At 56.4% G+C, this 16,032-nt stretch carries 12 protein-coding genes and 2 pseudogenes; 6 read left to right on the plus strand and 8 right to left on the minus strand.

What is annotated here, in order from left to right; genetic code table 11:
• Positions 1-70 precede the first annotated feature (70 nt).
• Positions 71-2,320 (plus strand): heavy metal translocating P-type ATPase, encoded by a 2,250-nt coding sequence (locus tag EIK79_RS00465; RefSeq protein ID WP_124953192.1) that lies wholly within the window; start codon positions 71-73, stop codon positions 2,318-2,320.
• Between the two features lie 933 nt (positions 2,321-3,253).
• Here the strand turns inward: EIK79_RS00465 and EIK79_RS18595 are convergent.
• The 7 genes and pseudogenes from EIK79_RS18595 to EIK79_RS19150 all read right to left on the minus strand — a co-directional run.
• Positions 3,254-3,469, minus strand: coding sequence for a Rossmann-fold NAD(P)-binding domain-containing protein (locus EIK79_RS18595; protein WP_233737815.1), 216 nt, complete (start codon positions 3,467-3,469; stop codon positions 3,254-3,256).
• A 95-nt stretch (positions 3,470-3,564) separates the two neighbouring features.
• Positions 3,565-3,876, minus strand: coding sequence for an NAD(P)H-binding protein (locus EIK79_RS18600; protein ID WP_233737816.1), 312 nt, complete (start codon positions 3,874-3,876; stop codon positions 3,565-3,567).
• Positions 3,877-3,887: 11 nt separating this feature from the next.
• On the minus strand, positions 3,888-4,976 hold the full coding sequence (locus EIK79_RS00475; protein WP_221621637.1) for an SDR family oxidoreductase: 1,089 nt from the start codon (positions 4,974-4,976) through the stop codon (positions 3,888-3,890).
• Positions 4,977-5,008: 32 nt separating this feature from the next.
• Complete coding sequence (locus tag EIK79_RS00480; RefSeq protein WP_221621638.1) at positions 5,009-6,391, minus strand: vitamin K epoxide reductase family protein; 1,383 nt, start codon at positions 6,389-6,391, stop codon at positions 5,009-5,011.
• Positions 6,388-8,310, minus strand: a complete 1,923-nt coding sequence (locus EIK79_RS00485; RefSeq protein ID WP_124953194.1) for a glycoside hydrolase family 15 protein — start codon at positions 8,308-8,310, stop codon at positions 6,388-6,390. The genes EIK79_RS00480 and EIK79_RS00485 overlap by 4 nt, the downstream gene beginning before the upstream one ends.
• Before the next feature lie 112 nt (positions 8,311-8,422).
• The gene (locus EIK79_RS18605; RefSeq protein ID WP_124953195.1) at positions 8,423-8,776 is read right to left on the minus strand and encodes a four-helix bundle copper-binding protein; all 354 of its coding nucleotides are present in this window, start codon (positions 8,774-8,776) and stop codon (positions 8,423-8,425) included.
• 568 nt (positions 8,777-9,344) lie between these two features.
• A pseudogene (locus EIK79_RS19150) lies at positions 9,345-9,494 on the minus strand (permease); the annotation flags it as partial.
• A 169-nt stretch (positions 9,495-9,663) separates the two neighbouring features.
• Here EIK79_RS19150 and EIK79_RS00505 point away from each other — a divergent pair.
• The 3 genes and pseudogenes from EIK79_RS00505 to EIK79_RS00515 all read left to right on the plus strand — a co-directional run.
• Positions 9,664-9,933, plus strand: coding sequence for a DUF302 domain-containing protein (locus EIK79_RS00505; RefSeq protein ID WP_124953196.1), 270 nt, complete (start codon positions 9,664-9,666; stop codon positions 9,931-9,933).
• Positions 9,930-11,360, plus strand: a complete 1,431-nt coding sequence (locus EIK79_RS00510; RefSeq protein ID WP_124953197.1) for a multicopper oxidase family protein — start codon at positions 9,930-9,932, stop codon at positions 11,358-11,360. Before EIK79_RS00505 ends, EIK79_RS00510 begins: the two co-directional genes overlap by 4 nt.
• Positions 11,361-11,549: 189 nt before the next feature.
• Positions 11,550-12,041, plus strand: a pseudogene (locus EIK79_RS00515) (recombinase family protein); the annotation flags it as partial.
• Positions 12,042-12,828: 787 nt separating this feature from the next.
• Here EIK79_RS00515 and EIK79_RS00520 read toward each other — a convergent pair.
• Positions 12,829-13,629 carry a hypothetical protein gene (locus tag EIK79_RS00520; protein WP_124953198.1) on the minus strand — a complete coding sequence of 267 codons (801 nt, stop codon included), beginning with the start codon at positions 13,627-13,629 and terminating at the stop codon, positions 12,829-12,831.
• 1,197 nt (positions 13,630-14,826) lie between these two features.
• Here EIK79_RS00520 and EIK79_RS00525 point away from each other — a divergent pair.
• A complete protein-coding gene (locus tag EIK79_RS00525) occupies positions 14,827-15,201 on the plus strand; it encodes a helix-turn-helix domain-containing protein (RefSeq protein ID WP_233737817.1) in 375 nt (124 codons plus the stop codon).
• A 217-nt stretch (positions 15,202-15,418) separates the two neighbouring features.
• Positions 15,419-15,865 (plus strand): class I SAM-dependent methyltransferase, encoded by a 447-nt coding sequence (locus tag EIK79_RS00530; protein ID WP_124953199.1) that lies wholly within the window; start codon positions 15,419-15,421, stop codon positions 15,863-15,865.
• Positions 15,866-16,032 lie beyond the last annotated feature (167 nt).

Raw genomic sequence — 16,032 nt, forward strand, 5'->3', positions numbered from 1 at the left:
GTTACACCTGACTCCCTGTCCCTTACATCCATCACTATCCGACGCATACGTTCAGAGACAACGATGAGCTATGGACGACCACGAACACTCAAACGATGGCGACCACTTCCATCGCTCCGAACCCGACGTGAGTGACGAACCGAACGAGATAGCCGACGATCGGGATGTCGACCGAGTCGAACAGAGAATGCTTGAGGAGGAGGAAGCCGCGGAAGAAGCCGAACAGGAAATCCACGAGCGAACCGAGCACGAGATGGGTCACGGAACGGACGGTCACGAAGACGATCACGACGGCCACGGCGGAATGCACGAAGGCCACGAACAGATGTTCCGGCGGCGCTTCTTCGTCTCGACGCTCCTCTCGATTCCCGTCCTGCTCTACAGTCCGACTCTACAGGAGTGGCTGGGCTTCTTCGTCCCGGCGTTCCCCGGCAGCGAATGGATCAACCCCGTCTTCGCGGTCGTCGTCTTCGCATACGGTGGCGTTCCCTTCCTGCAGATGGCCGTCCCCGAAGTGCGGGACCGTTTACCGGGGATGATGACGTTGATCTCGATGGCCATCTCTGTCGCGTTCGTCTACAGTTTGGCCACCGTCGTCTTCCCCGCACAGTCGGCGTTCTTCTGGGAACTCGTGACGCTGATTGACATCATGCTGCTAGGTCACTGGGTCGAGATGCGGTCGGTTCGCCGGGCCTCTAGCGCCCTCGATGAACTGGCAAAACTGATGCCGGACACCGCAGAACGAATCACCGATGATGGTGAAACTGAAGAAGTTCCAGTGAGTGACCTTGAGGAGGGTGATCTCGTCCTAGTGCGGCCGGGTGCGAGCGTCCCGGCCGACGGCGTCGTTGAGGAGGGCGACTCCGACGTGAACGAGGCGATGATTACCGGCGAATCCAAACCCGTCTCGAAGGAGCCTGGTAACAAGGTCATCGGCGGGACGGTCAACGGTGACGGAAGTCTCCGCATTCGCGTCGGTGCGACGGGTGAGGAAACGACCCTTGCCGGCATCGTGCGACTCGTTGAGGAAGCCCAGCAGAGTAAGTCAAAGACGCAGGTGCTGGCCGACCGAGCGGCCGGCTGGCTGTTCTACGTCGCCGTCGCCGCGGCGGGCGTGACAGCGATCGCGTGGACGATAGCGATTTCGATCGACGCGACCGTCATCGAGCGCGTCGTCACGGTACTCGTTATTGCCTGCCCGCATGCGCTCGGACTCGCGATCCCACTGGTCGTCGCGATTAACACGTCACTCGCCGCTCGTAACGGAATGCTCGTTCGTGACCGGATTGCGATGGAGGAAGCACGGAATCTGGACGCTATCATCTTCGACAAAACAGGGACGCTCACCGAAGGCGAGCACGGTGTCGTCGATATGGCGACCGTCGACAGCGTCAACGAGGATGATGCGTTCGCGCTGGCGGCGGCCGTTGAGAGCGATTCCGAGCACATGATTGCGCGAGCCATCTGCGAAGCTGCCGATGAGCGAGATCTGACCTCTCTTGACACATCCGGGTTCGAGGCTATCAAAGGGAGGGGCGTCCGGGCGAGCGTCGACGGGGATGAAGTGTACGTCGGCGGCCCGAATATGCTGACCCAACTAGATAGCGAGGTTCCTGATTCTCTCCAGCGCTTTGCTGACGAAGCCAGCCAGAACGCACAGACTGTAGTGCATCTCGTTCGCGAGGGCGAGCTGATCGCCGCCTTCGCTATGGCTGATGTGATTCGCGAGGAGAGTTACCAGGTCGTCGACTCCCTCCACAAGCTCGGCATCGAAGTGGCAATGCTCACCGGCGACTCCCAAGACGTCGCCGACGCCGTCGCTGACGAACTGGGCATCGACACCGTGTTCGCTGAGGTCCTTCCCGAGGACAAGGACAAGAAAGTGCAGGAACTTCACGATCAGGGCAAGCTCGTTGGGATGGTTGGTGACGGCGTGAATGACGCGCCGGCGCTGACACGGGCCGACGTCGGCATCGCCATCGGGAGCGGCACCGACGTCGCGGTCCAGTCGGCCGACGTCATCCTCGTTCAGAACAACCCAATGGACGTGGTTCGACTCGTCAAACTGAGCAAGGCGAGCTACCGGAAGATGCAGGAGAATATCGTCTGGGCAGCCGGGTACAACGTCTTTGCGATTCCGCTGGCAGCAGGCGTGTTGGCTCCGATCGGGATTCTTCTGTCGCCAGCAGTCGGCGCACTGCTGATGTCGCTGAGTACGGTCATCGTCGCCATCAACGCGCAACTGCTCCGGCGAATAGACCTCTCCGTGCCGAGTCTCCCAGGCGCATCGGCTCCAGGGCAGGCGCGGTCAGCAGACTAACGATCAGGTCTCTTCTATTGGTCACACATGGCACCATCTCAGGTGGCAAGCTGCCATTTTTCGTGCCAGAGATCGGGGTTGCCTATGGGATCGAAACGCTTCGACTTCCCGATGCGGATCAAGAAACTCGTCAGAGAGGACGTGGATCTGCAATTTCGGACGCGACTATCTGGGAACTCACGGAGATCAGGCTCACGCCAGACGGATCCCTGTCGTCAACGGTGCGCTTACGGGGATCCTCGAATTGGATGACGTGGTGATCCACTTGGCCGGCGAGAGTGCTCACGTTTCGGCCCAATTCGACAACATTGCTAGTATCATTCGCTCTGAGTCCACCGAGCGGTAACCTGCAATGGTGTCACCGAACGGGCGTAATCGACTGCCCGGTTCATCTTCCCCCGTTGACAAAGGCGCCGTTTTCGGTCGCTGATTCGTTATTTTCTTGCTTTAATTATATGAACTAATGTTGGCGATACAACCGTCACTTGATGAACGAAACCGTCTTCTCAAGCATCAAGCGCACGTTCGGCACTACCGTGCTGGGCGACCCTAGTAGCTAGAATTCCGTGAAATGCTGCTCAAAGCGACTGTCTACAACCTTCGCATAGTTGTAATTATATTTAAAATAAAGTACTGTATACTGAAACTACAGGGCTGCCGGTACCTATCCTCATTGCTTTGGGAAGTCCAATCATCCGTTCAAATATGTCGATAAGGAGAGTAAATCTGCTTCGTTCATTCCGAATGCATCGATGTCATTGCTGTCAGCGACATTCGTCATGTCGAGGGCATGGGCCTGATTAATGCCAAACGGTATCGACGGGACTGGATCAACCGCGTACAAACTAATCTTTGCGAATGACTTCGGTACGGAGATTATTTTGACCGACTTCCCCTCCGCTTTGTAGAGCATTTGTGTCACCTCACCGAACGTCAGTACGTCCGGTCCACCGAGATTGTACGAGTTGCCACGTGGTCTTCATCTTCGAGCGCGTCTGCGGTGATCAACGCCATATCCTCGACCCAGATTGGCTCGAAAGTTGGATGCGTTCCACCAGCGGGAAGGACCGTCACATATGGTGTTGAATACTTCTTGATGAACGCGAACGTCTCGCTGCCCTCCCCGAAGATGAACGACGGGCGGAGCACCACCCAGTCTAGATTGGAGTACTCAACGACCGTATCGCCGGGTCACTGAGTGCGCCAGTAGGCGATAGGGCTGTGCATCTCTGCGCCCAGCGAACTCATCTCGACGTACCGATCGACGTCATGCTCGCTGCATGGGCACTGTTGACCGCGCCGCCGATGCAGACGGTGTCGTGAAACGTTCCGGGACGCGGTTCGTGTAGTGGCGGGAGCGCAGTGAGATTCACGCTGGCGTCCATTCCTTCGTAGGCACCCGTGATGGAGTCGTAGTCCGTCACGTCACCCGTCGTTGTTTCGACAGTGTCGGGAAGAACCCCAGGATCTGGCGACCGGGAAAGCGAGGTGACTTCGTGCCCACGGTCAACGAGTTCGGCACAAAGGTGACGACCGACGAAAGCGTCCCCACCCATCAGAAGTATCTTCATCCGTCACGCCCTTCAGTCGCCGGCGGTCTCCGATCGTGTCTCAACGCGGTTTCGTCGGCTGTCGAGCTATCATCGCAAGCCACGCCGGAGCGTCGTGCTCGCGCGATTACAGCCCCGACGAGAGTCACTAGCGCGAATCCAGCGGAGAGCAATTGTATGGGATGGGTAGACGCCCAGAGCTGATAGCTCCGACTCCGCGCACGTCCATCGAATGCACCGTGAGCGCCGTGGTCGGCGTCGTCGTCAGCTGGCTCCCGGAGGTTATGTTTCCTGTCGGGGTCTTCGGGTTTGTCGGTCATCTGCGAGTCCCACCCAGACCGCGCCAGCAGGTGATCAAGACGGCGAGGAATCACCCGATTTCCGAGTATTGCCTTCACGGTCGAGCGTCCAACCCATAGTTCATCGCGATCGTGGTGTGCTGCCCAAACGATGGCGTCGGCAGCAACTTCGGGCTGATAGATGGGCGGCACGGGCTGTGCCTTGTTCGGGAGCCGACTCTTCACCCACTCAAACTGCGGTGTGTTCAGCGCCGGCATCTGCACCATCGATAGCTGGACGTCACTGTCTTCATGGATGAGCTCGGTCCGGATTGACTCGGTGAAGCCCTGAATCGCGTGCTTCGACCCGCAGTATGCCGACTGAAGCGGAATACCGCGATACGCAAGGGCAGATCCGACCTGAATGATTGTCCCCTCGTCCCGGGGAAGCATACGGTCAAGGGCAGTCTGTGTGCCGTACACACAGCCGAGATAGGTAACCTCGGTGACGTGCCGGTACTCGTCAGCTTCCATCTCCCATGCTGGAGAGAACACCGATGTCATCGCGTTGTTCACCCAGATGTCGATCGCCCCGAACTCCTCTTCGATGGCATCTGCGGCCGCTTCGACTTGGTCTGCATCGGCAACGTCTGTCGGAATAACGAGCGCCTCTCCGCCGTTGGCTTCGACATCTTGGCGTGCGCCCTCCAGTCCAGCTTCGCCACGCGCGAGGAGCCCAACTTTAGCCCCGTGCTTGGCGAACGCTCGTGCTGTCGCGCGTCCGACACCAGCCGATGCACCTGTTATTACCACGACCTCGTGTTGCATTGTTGTATTCATTGTTGATATGATGTTATTGATTAGACTATGTACTGTGGCCACCAGTGGCCGTACTCGTCGCGGATCGTCCCTTGTGGGATACTGGCGAGTATCACTAGGACACCGATAGCGACGCCATTCGCCGCGGCGAGCGTCGGCGCACCAAATATCAATGGTGCGATTACTATCCACGTGCCAAGTGGGATATTGAGGAACCGGACGGCCCGCGCCGGTTCGCCTGTCGCGATCACAGTGAACGAGACGATGAGTGCGCCGACGAGGTGACTGCTATCCGCAAGCGGTCCCTGTGTCCCGAAAACGGCCGGCGAGAGCATCAGCCAGAAGCCAAGCGCCATCGTCCCGAGGAGATGCCACGGTATCGAGACGCCCCAGAACATGCCTGCAGGCCGATCGCGGTCCGACCGCGTCTCTCCGTTCAGGCCAGCGTCCTCCTCAGAGAGATTCCCCCCCATCCAGAACGCGTGCCAGAGACCGACGCCCTCACTCATCCGGCGCTTGAGGAGTTGCATCATCGCAACGACCTCGTCGACAGTGAGCGAGATCATCCAGAGCATTCCGAATGCCGACAGCAGACACAGGGTACACCACGTGCCCACGAGCAGTGGTTGAGAGATGACGAGAAGTACCTGAACAAATCCGAGCGGGATGACGACGATGCCGAAGAACGACACCATCCACGGCATCGTCCGCCAGCGGCTCTTGTCGCCCATGAAGCCCATCAGCCCCTCAATGGCGTACGCGACCGCGCCGAGGCCAGCGTCCGATACGGGAAACGCTTCCGAGACGCGCGAATTGAGAATCTGGGCTGTACCGGTCCCGAAGAACGGATCCCAGACGGCGTTAATGTGGCCGAGCTGGTAAGCAGCCATGTACCGCGAGACGAAAAAGCCGAAGAGGCCGAGTGCGATGAGTGGCGCGCGCTGGGCCGCTGTCGACGGGTTATACGACCAGCCCCCGGGAACGGTCGCACCGTCCATCTCCATGCGCATCATGATGATGACCGTGAAGGTGATCACCAGAACGCCGACGAGCGTGTCGTTCAGGTATCCGGCGGCCGTCGGCGCGTGAAAGACGAGTGGGGCCACCAGTAGCCAGAGTCCAACAAAGGCATTGGCGTACGACGCCCAGGGGTTCTCCTGCACGAGCGTTACGGTACTTAAACCGATGAGAACGAAACCGGTGATCACGTCGCTCCACGATAATAGCGTGCTCTCGTAGCCGAGCGTGAACGGACTGAACAACAGCCAGAGGCCCAGCGAGATGACGCCGTACTGTATCCACGGTTCCTTTAGCGGATGATTGAGCATCATCTCGCCCGGCTCTTGCATCTCACCGCCCGACAAGTTGTCTTGGTGGTCCTGTTCGTCCGCTTCCGACGATTGCGTGGAATTGTTTTCAGTCATTGGTTCTCACTCTCGGATTGGGATTGTGTCGCGTACTCGGGCGCTTCACTGCTCTCCAGGTCTTTCGTCACATCGTTCTCGGCGGATGTATACGCGTTCGCTTCGTCTAGGGAGAGCCCACTATTGGGGCCATCTGACAGAGCGAGTGCACCGTTAATGAGCCCAATGTGACTGAATGCCTGAGGAACGTTGCCAAGTTGGATGCCCTTTTCGGGGTCGATCTCTTCAGAAAGGAGACTGAGCGGACTCGCATGCTGTCTCGCGTCCTCGAATATGGCCTCCGCCTCGTTCACACGCCCGGACTGAGCCAGCGCGGAGACGAGCCAGAACGAACAGAGGAGGAACGCCCCCTCCTCACCCGGAAGTCCATCGTCGCCCTCGTAGCGCATGACCAGTCCATTATCGACAAGCAATCGGTCGAGGACTGCGTCGATCGTGGATTGGACACGACTGTCGTCAACTGGGAGGAAGCCAACGAGTGGAATCAGTAAACTTGTCGCGTCGAGTCTGTCGTCGTCACCAAACGCACTGACGAAGCTGTTGGCCGTTTCACTGTAGCCCTTCTTGAGGACGGTCTCCTTGATCTCGCGGCGGCACGTCTCCCAGCGATCAGTTGACGCGTCGAAGCCGGTCTTCGCGGCGATTTTGAGTCCGCGGTCCAAGGTGAGCCAGCACATCACCTTCGAGTGAACAAAGTGCCGACGGTCCGCTCGCGTCTCCCAGATTCCTGCGTCAGGTTCCTTCCACGTCTCACACACATAGTCGATGAGCGGTCGCATCGCCGCCCAATCATCCTCGTCGATGGATTCGCCGTAGCGCATCGTCTCGTAGATACCATGAATCAACTCGCCGTAGACGTCGACCTGGTGTTGGTCCGTCGCAGCGTTGCCGACACGGACCGGGACTGAGCCGCGATATCCCGAGAGGTGGTCGAGCGTTCGCTCCTCCGGGACGGGGTTGCCGTGTACGCCATAGACCGGGCTAACGTCGGACGGTGGTCCACGCGAGCAGTGGGCCAAACACAGGTCGAAGTAGTCTCTTGCCTCCGCGCTGTGTCCCAGTTCGCTGAGCGCCCGGACGGTGAACGCGGAGTCGCGGATCCAGTTATACCGATAGTCCCAGTTTCGCACGCCACCAATGTCCTCAGGAAGCGACGTCGTGGGTGCCGCACAGATTGCTCCCGTCTCGCGGTTGATAAGCAGTTTGAGAGTGAGGGCCGACCGCACGACACTCTTATGCCACGGCCCACCGACGGGACATGTTTGCGTGTCCGGACAGGTGTGAGCCCAGTCTTGCCAGTAGTCGACGACGTCGTCGAGAATTTCCCGATAGCGGTCCGGTTCCAGGGTCGGTGTGTGGTCGTACCCCAGGACGAGCCAGTGGGTGTCTCCCTCTTCGAGGGTGATCGTCGTCCCCGCGCTGTGTGTCGAGACGGACAGTGGGATCGAACTCGAGAGAAACATCTGTTCGTTGGCTCCCTGAGTGACGACTCCGTCCTGAGTCGGCTCGACGGTCGGCATCGTCTGGGCGTACTCGAAGCGAGGGGCGAAATCAACGTGGAGTTCGACTTGCCCGCGTACGCTCGTAACACGCCGGAATATCGTCTCCATCGGCGTTCGGCCGTCTCGAGCGAGCGACGGGACGGGCATGAAATCAGTGACCGTCGCTTGCCCCGAAGCCGTTCGAAACCGCGTCTCAAGAATGTTCGTCCGATCGACGTACTCCTGGAACGACTCGAACGACGCCGTTGGTTGAACAGTGAATCGTCCGCCTCGCTGATCGTCCAAAATAGCGGCAAATACGCTCGGAGAGTCAACTGACGGCAGACAACACCAGTCGATGGCACCGTCACGACCGACAAGCGCGACGGTCTCCTGATTTCCGATAATTCCGTAGTCCTCCAGAGGTGTGTAGCCCATCTATCAGTTGATGTCGTGTAGGCGTGGTTAGCCCTGTTTTCGTTCTCGGGGCTTCGCCGTCGGCGAGCGTAGACCCTGAGAAGGATCAGTTCGCCTCCGTGAACGACCCGCGTTATGCGACCATATTACGACAGCTCTCCACGCAATCTTCCAGAACATCGGCGCAGAGTTGGCAATGGTCGTCGTCGTGCCGTTCGCATTCCTCAGAACACTCCTCGCTCACACCCGCACACACTTCCGCCAGTTGGGTACTGTAGTTGGAATCACGAGCCATGAACCGAGCGTTCAGCGAGGCGACGTCTGCAACGTCGCGACAGAGGCGGGCACACTTTTCCATACCCTCGTCGCCGAGACACTCGTCGGCACACCACTCACATACCTCGACTGCCCGTACACAGTTCTCGATACATTCGCGTTCGTCGGTATCCAAGTGATCAATCTCGGACAGCGTCTCTGAGAGTTCCATTGTACCCTAATACTATCGGCGGGGTCACTTTACTGAATTGTGGCTACTACTGCAGGCATGGCTTTGGTGAAATCGGTGCTCAACGAAAACCAGCAGAAAAGCTATTCCATCGGCTTCCTCGATCGGATTGGGTCATGAATAACGTGCTTATAAGCAGATCCCCACCCTCAACGGCTTGCAAACCAAAATAATTGGTGTTCATAGTCGTGATTTGAAAAGTTAAGGTGGTGTTCAAGATTCTGCTGCAACTCGTCACTTGGATAGGTGCGATACGTCCGGCCCTGCTGTTCGCAGTACAGTAGGCTGTGCTTCTTGAGGGCGCTAACTGTCTGACTTACTTCGCTCTTCGAGGAGTCCGGACGATCTCACAGTCCGATCTGTGTGATTTCAGGTGAGGAAAGGACTGATTCGAGAATCTGGCGTTCATCGTCTGGCAGGAGATCAAGGAACGGGCCAGAGGCCGTTCTTCCGGCTTGATCGAACCTGTTCGAAGATATTCTCAGGGAGCGTCAGACGGACGAGCAGGGCCATGAGGCGATGGAGATGAGTCCACTCGGATCCGATCCTCCAGAACACGTGTCATCCACTCTTTCGAGACGCAGACTTGCACGAGACTCGTGATGATAAGTCTTGCAATAGTTGCCCACGCAGCTGTCCATAAGAACCCGATGCCGATCCGCAACGACTCAAGAACGCCGTTAACGAGGACAGATTGCATAGAAAACCCATGACTGCCGCTGGTTTACCAGCTTTTCTTACAAACCTTGACATACGAGAGAGCAGGACGGACAACCTGTTGTCCATCGGAACGTAGACTATCGATTGAATATTCGCTGCCAGCAATCACACGCACAACAGTCATTAGCACTTGAGAATTGTTCTCCAGTATGGGATACACACTGCAAAAACAGATCGACGGATCGTTCGACGATGTCGTCAAGCGGACGATGAGCGCTCTCGAAGACGGAAAATTCGGGGTTCTCTGTGATATCGACATGCAGGCAACGCTCGCAACGAAACTCGATACAGCGTTCAGGCAGTACCGAATCCTCGGTGCGCACAACCCACAGCAGGCATATGAAGGTCTCGAAACGGAACTCGACGCTACTGCTGGGGATGTCTCTGATCGGTTCGAACGAATTATTGATTCGTTGTGACTGAACAATCGTCACTCGCACGGCGCCGGTTCCTTCAGTTAGTGAGTGGGATCGGTGTCAGTGCGCTTGCAGGGTGTTCTCTGTTCGACGGTCCAGACAGCACCGATCCGACTGCAACGCCACGTCCGGCTCCATCTGGGCCAGCTGACGCGACAGCGACGTTGCGAGCTGCATCCAGAACGGTTCAGCTAAGCCAGAAGGAATCCACCGAGAACTGGCTCTATAACGGTGCATTTCCGGGGCCAGAGATTCGAGTAGCTGAAGGAAATGTCTTCGAAGCCACGGTGACGAACGAACTCCCAGAAGGAACAACGATTCACTGGCACGGCATCCCCGTGGCGAACGCGATGGACGGTGTTCCAAACGTCACACAGCAGCCGGTCGATCCCGGGCGTTCATTCACGTACACGTTCCGGGCCGAGCCACCGGGCACGTACTTTTTCCACAGTCACGTCGGCCTCCAACTCGATCGCGGGCTGCTCGCACCGCTGATAATCGAGGAGTCCGACCCCCACGTCGAGTACGACCGGGAGTACACGGTCGTCGTCGACGATTTCCTCGACAGAGCACCGCAGCCACTCTCCAGTGGCGGTTCTGGTGGCGGGCCAATGGGTGGCGGTGGTCCTGGGGGCAGGGGTGGTATGATGGGTGGGAGGCGACCTCCATATGCTGGTCTTCTTATCAACGGCCACCTGCCGGCCGATCCGCAGCGGTTCGACGTTCAGGAAGGAGAGCGTATCCGCTTCCGGTTCATCAATGCGAGCAGTGCGACACTCTTTCGGGTGCAACTAGGGGGACACCCGATGACCATCACGCATGCCGACGGTCGTCCGGTCGAACCGGTGACTGCTAATTCGTTCAGCTTCGGATCAGGTGAGCGATACGACGCGATCGTCGAGGCTACGAACCCAGGAACGTGGGAGATGCGTGCGACCGCCGTCGACGGGAACGAACCGCCAGCGAAAGCTATCATCGCGTACGATGGGAGTACGTCAGCCACTCCAACGGCTCCATCGAAGAGTGGAAGCCAGCTCTCGTACGATGACCTCGTTGCCGTCTCACCGCTCGACGGTATTGATGGTAATCCGGATCGAACGTTCGACCTGACGCTCTCGGCAGGTGGCCAGTCGGGCGAATGGTTGATCGATGGGCAAGCGTATCCCGACGCGGACTCACTCCACATTCGGGAAGGAGAGCACGTCCGGGTTAGCATGACGAACCGAAGCCCGGTCATCCATCCGATGCACCTCCATGGGCACTTCTTCCAAGTCAAGAACGCGGTCAAAGACACCGTCGTCGTCCCGGGACACATGGGACAGGTGACGTTTGATTTCGTCGCCGACAACCCCGGAAGCTGGCTGTTCCACTGTCATAACCTCTATCACCTCGAAGCGGGGATGGCCCGTGTTGTGCAGTACGTCAAATGAACTGGCTTGGGGCACGCTAGGCACTCGCCTTCTGTTTCTGTAAAAAGGAGGACCTGATCTCCATCAGTCGGCAGGTTGTGCCTCTCGCGGTGCGGATACGCATGAGAACTCCGGCAGATCGAGGTCGACTCGGCGGAGAAACTGAGCATTGATGGCGACGATGACTGTCGACAGCGACATCAAGAGTGCGCCGATCTTGCCGGCTTCGGCGAGAATCCCCGTGTAAAGGGTATCGATATCGATCTTGTGAATCAGCTGATTGGAATCGTCGGTGAGGACGACTGGATGGCCGAGATGATGTTGAATATGATGATGGTGTTTGCCGACGCTGAGCGCAAAATGATCCGTTCACGGGTCCAGGAGGGTATCGACGCCGTCGCCGACGGGAAGCGTGTTGGCCGACCACCGTTCGGCTACACCGTCGAGGACGGCTTTCTCCAGCAGATTCCCACTGAGTATGTTCGCGCCTAGACCTTCATCCGCGAAGTGCGCAAGGGTCGCGAGAAGCATGCGACCGCCGCGTTCTTCGAGATTCCCGATTCTGCAGTCCAGAGCATCCTCACACGGGCCGAAGCGAACTACGACATCCCATTCAACAGTGATCAGTGGTGGCTCGAACGCGCGAAGGTCAAAGCTGGCGAGAAGCCGCTTGTACCGCTTGCTAACCGAGCCACCGAGTAGATCACGCTGCCTAGAAATTCTCGTCATAGTAGTGTGGATCGAGTAGCATGCTGATAGAAGCCTTCTCGTGGCGCGATGGTACAAATTCCACTTCGATCACATCGAGACAAAGCCGTTTCCAGGAAATCATCCTCCGAAGTTGGGGGAACCTGACTTCGGAGTGTAAACGAAACATGGACGCCCTCGGTTTTAATTCATTATTATATATGAAAATATTCCTTCGCACAATCCGCATCGAGCATGTGACTGGAAATCTGTGTGGACCGCAGTACTGTCGTCGATATTCGTGGGTAGTGATGAGAGCAGTTGCTCCGTGCGACGCTCTCATCACGGTAGCACAGTGCGTTCAGCCAGCGTTGAGTTGAAGATGAATCGTAATCCAGTCAGCCAACTCGCCAGCTGTGAGGACTGGCGTATAGTCCGTGATCTCGTGCGAGCCCGTCTCGACCGAGATATTTGCGCGTTCAACCGCGACGTCTTCACCATCCTGCCCATCCGGTCGATACGTTCCAATTCAGGAGAACGCTCGATCTTCGGCAGGAGGTACCGAACGCCAAGATTATCCAACGTCTGGTAGACGTGCATTGATTCAAACCCACGGTCAGCGAGGACGAGATCGATCGTCACGAATTCCTGCGCGTGCCGAACCAGCCGTCTAACGGTTCGATGATATCGGTGGGGTGGATTGTCGTCCCACTCGGAGCTTTCAATGACCGGAGCATATGCCAAGACGATGGGCATACTCTTGCCAACCAGCGAGAGCGTGGCAAACTTGTACGCCATCTCGTCAGATCGTTTCGTTCCACTCACTTCGGATGGGAGATCGCTCTCGGCATGGTAGGGCCATGTCGTGATATCGATCGCGGCCGTGACTGGGGGCTGGAGGATCTGGAACTGGTTCACTGCTCCAGGAGATTCTCGATCGACTGGTCGAAGCCAGCTTGAATCGTCGCTTCCGAGTACTGTTGGATCGCTCGGAGATGCGTATCACCGTGTGTGGGGTGTATTCATTCCCGAAGAAGTTCGCCATTCGGGACTGGCCCTGAGGTGTTCCACATTCGAACAGCGACATCAGCGCTTGGAGTTCGTCAAACCGGCTGTCGGGATAGATCACGTTCGCTGCTCGGCCAGAGTCGAACGCACCGAACATCGTGTCGCGGGCGAGGCGAATTGTCTGTCGGATCTGATCGTCTGAGAAGTCGCCGACCTGCCGCTCCCGGAGATCCGAATCGTTCTCCTCGACGTGCCGCGGTTGTCGAAAATCAAGCGCATTGTCGTTTTCGTGAGCGATATCGACGAGTCGCTCACTCACCGCGAGAATAGCTCGTTTCGCGTCATCCGAGAGTTCCGTCTCCCATGCAGCGGTGAGTATTTGGCGGATCGGTGCTGTGTTGTACGGGCAAAACTTTGCGGGATCGAAGCCCAATCGGATGGCTCGTCCATCAGTTGAGAGATACTCATACAGACCATTCCAGGAGAGCCCAGCGAGTTCGCAGCAGAACAGCGCACGAACGATTGGAGCTGCGTCGTACGTGAGGACCGCGAAGCGCTCGTTGTCTGCATCGTGGAGAATCAGATTAATATTCATGTGCTGAACGAAGTCAACAAGTGTTGGAGATGTGTTAATTCGTTCATATACGCCATCAAGCAACGGCACAAGAGGGGCCACATCGCTCATTGTGGAATTCGTTGATAATATAAAACATCCAATTCTGGACTAGGCAACACGGTATATGGATTAAAAAGTTATTATACTAATCGATCCATCATGATCATATTTATGATATCAAACCATTTGTTAGCGCTATTAAATGCGGCCAGATTGTAGAACGAGAAGTCTATCCATCCGTGTCAGCAATAGGATACACACTGTCACACAACTCTGTGCTGAAGCGTGTCCTAGGGGTGCTGTATGGGTGCGTTAGCGATTCAAGAGTGGAAGTGTCTATGAATGGCGTTCCAAGCCTGTCTTTCACTACGGCACTTTCGTAGCGTGTTCGTAGTGATAAGTTCGACATCGATTTATTTATATAGTATCTGATGGGTGTGCTGTGTCCCGCCCTTTGGTATGCTCCATGCCTTGATAGCTGGCGTTGGTCTTAAACGTCGTAAACAGAGGAATACTTCGGTGTCCATCGTACACGAGGCACTGTGATGTTCCAGCACTACTACAATCATTGCCACTACCTAAATACAATTGGTTCTGTTCATAGTATCTCCATCTAGTCCCCTTGTCTTGTTCCTGAACAATCATGTTGATGGCGGTATGATCACTATACTTAGTAAAAGCGTGTGAATGTTCATCGTCGCGCTTGTCGAATGTGAGATCTACTATCCTCATACTCATTCCTCCACCAGTTCGATGCTAATCGATTCGCATATCCTGAACAGCGTATCTCCTCAATGTCGAACTGCTCGATATTGAGATTCCGTACGGAACCCTGACTGTTTTGTGGGATAGTTGTGTCCGGAACGATCATGATACTGGCAACTGAGCTAGAACGATCACATGTTCTCGCTTCGTCTATATGTCTGAGGGCGCTTTTGAGATCAGTGGCTATTGTCTGACGCTCGTAGAATGGGCCAGTGCCCGCTCTATACAACTTAGTACTAGCAACACTCCGTCATCAGTAATGAAGTATCTCTGTATGACCGTTCCGCACGACATCGTTGCTTTCGGTGGGGCAGTTACTGACGACCATCTCCTCAATGTACAACTACTACCCGACGGAACACTGCTGAGTTAGCGCTCGTACGCGCATCATCCGATGAGAGTTTGACCATAATGGAGACCAGCACAGACCAGTTCGCGTATGAACAGGGTGAGGCACAGGATGATCTGTATCATATCCATCAACATTATCGTCCGTCCAAACAGACACAGGAACTCCTTCAGCTCTTCAACGACTATCGGTTGATGATCAGATTCCCTGTTATCGTCGATGAAATGAGTGGTATCACGATCGAGAGTATCGGTCGCGAATCGGGGCTCCAACACGGGTTCAACGCACTTCCTGAAGAGGTTCGTCGTCGGGCCTCGATAAAGCGAGTGGAGGAGTATTCGCCAGTGGCTCTAGGCATAGTTTCAACACTTACTGAGCGGCAGCGTGAAGTCCTCACCGCGGCAGTTGATGCAGGATACTACGACGTTCCTCGTTGAGGAACTGCAGACGATGTCTCTGACGCTGTTGGATGCGCAGCAAGCACAGCTTGCGAACACCTCCGAAAAATCGAGGCCCGAATTCTCTCTACCCTCGCTGAAGGTGACTTGAATCCTCACCATTGGAAGTGACACCGAAGATTCCAAGGCACGCTGTTATTAACTGGCAGAGATACCTTGCGCCAGCGTTATCCACGTCACTTGGGTACGCTATCGTATGACAACTAAATACACGACCAAGGAGATCAAACGCAAGTACAACGACTTCGCCAGCACATACAACACGATGGAGCGTGTACAGGAGTTGTTAGGTCTCCGGAAACTCAGACAGCGGCTGCTGCAGCGAGCGTCGGGTGAGGTGCTGGAGGTTGCCTGTGGCACGGATGCGAATTTTCCCTATTATCTGCAGGGGTGTGCAGTTACTGCTGTTAACCTGAGCCCGGCGATGGTGGAGATCGCCGAACAACGCACTAAGACAGTGGCGTCGGATATTAATATTCAACTCATGGATGCGGAACTGCTTGCGTTTCCCGAGAAGAGTTTCGACAGTCGTTTCGACACTGACGCCCTGTACGTTCCCCGACCCTATCGCCGCGCTCGAAGAGATGAACCGAGTCTGTCGGAAAGATGGCCGAATACTCTTATTAGAACACGGGCGGAGTAGCAATCGGTTGGTTGGTCGTTTCCAGGATATTCGGGAAGACGCGCATGCGAAACGACTCGGCTGTCATTGGAATCGAGAGCCACTCGAACTCGTCGAGCAGGCCGGGGTGCATCCGATCGTTACTTGACGAACACTTCTCGGAATCTTCCACGAGATCGAGGCGAACT

It is taken from the genome of Halocatena pleomorpha (genome assembly GCF_003862495.1).
GTDB classification, from domain to species: domain Archaea; phylum Halobacteriota; class Halobacteria; order Halobacteriales; family Haloarculaceae; genus Halocatena; species Halocatena pleomorpha.

Excerpts from the sequence above, each read along its gene's own strand:
- EIK79_RS00465 (WP_124953192.1), top strand. The coding sequence starts at position 71 with ATGGACGACCACGAACACTCAAACGATGGCGACCACTTCCATCGCTCC.
- EIK79_RS18600 (WP_233737816.1), bottom strand. The coding sequence starts at position 3,876 with ATGGGTGGGGACGCTTTCGTCGGTCGTCACCTTTGTGCCGAACTCGTT.
- EIK79_RS00475 (WP_221621637.1), bottom strand. The coding sequence starts at position 4,976 with ATGCAACACGAGGTCGTGGTAATAACAGGTGCATCGGCTGGTGTCGGA.
- EIK79_RS00480 (WP_221621638.1), bottom strand. The coding sequence starts at position 6,391 with ATGACTGAAAACAATTCCACGCAATCGTCGGAAGCGGACGAACAGGAC.
- EIK79_RS00485 (WP_124953194.1), bottom strand. The coding sequence starts at position 8,310 with ATGGGCTACACACCTCTGGAGGACTACGGAATTATCGGAAATCAGGAG.
- EIK79_RS18605 (WP_124953195.1), bottom strand. The coding sequence starts at position 8,776 with ATGGAACTCTCAGAGACGCTGTCCGAGATTGATCACTTGGATACCGAC.
- EIK79_RS00505 (WP_124953196.1), top strand. The coding sequence starts at position 9,664 with ATGGGATACACACTGCAAAAACAGATCGACGGATCGTTCGACGATGTC.
- EIK79_RS00520 (WP_124953198.1), bottom strand. The coding sequence starts at position 13,629 with ATGAATATTAATCTGATTCTCCACGATGCAGACAACGAGCGCTTCGCG.
- EIK79_RS00525 (WP_233737817.1), top strand. The coding sequence starts at position 14,827 with ATGGAGACCAGCACAGACCAGTTCGCGTATGAACAGGGTGAGGCACAG.
- EIK79_RS00530 (WP_124953199.1), top strand. The coding sequence starts at position 15,419 with ATGACAACTAAATACACGACCAAGGAGATCAAACGCAAGTACAACGAC.